The organism is Vibrio sp. 10N.222.49.C9 (assembly GCF_041474985.1).
Lineage (GTDB): Bacteria > Pseudomonadota > Gammaproteobacteria > Enterobacterales > Vibrionaceae > Vibrio > Vibrio crassostreae_C.
The window spans coordinates 1-315 of sequence record NZ_JBFRVD010001503.1; the positions used below are offsets into that span (position 1 = coordinate 1).

A 315-nucleotide genomic window follows, 5' to 3' on the forward strand; every position below is an offset into this window, starting at 1 on the left:
GCCCTTGAACGCACAGCATTTGATTATGTTATTGTTGGCGACAGAGAATATCGCCAGCTAGAAGCTGACTTAGTCCAAGCTGAAAAAGACGACAACGGCACCAAGGTGGCCGAGTTGCATGGGAAGATAGAGACTATTGGTGGCTATTCTATTCGTGCTCGAGCGGCTGAACTCCTCGATGGTTTAGGCTTTTCTCAAGCACAAATGGAGTGGAATCTGACTCAGTTTTCGGGGGGGTGGCGCATGCGCTTGAACCTCGATCAAGCACTGCTAAGCCGCTCAGATTTGCAGCTTCTCGATGAGCCTACCAACCAC

The 315-nt window shown here is 50.5% G+C and carries 1 protein-coding gene; it reads left to right on the forward strand.

Annotation, left to right across the window (positions count from 1 at the left end; translation table 11 throughout):
- Positions 1-315: ATP-binding cassette domain-containing protein (locus AB4585_RS28950; RefSeq protein ID WP_372172237.1), on the forward strand; the 315-nt coding region annotated here is incomplete at both ends.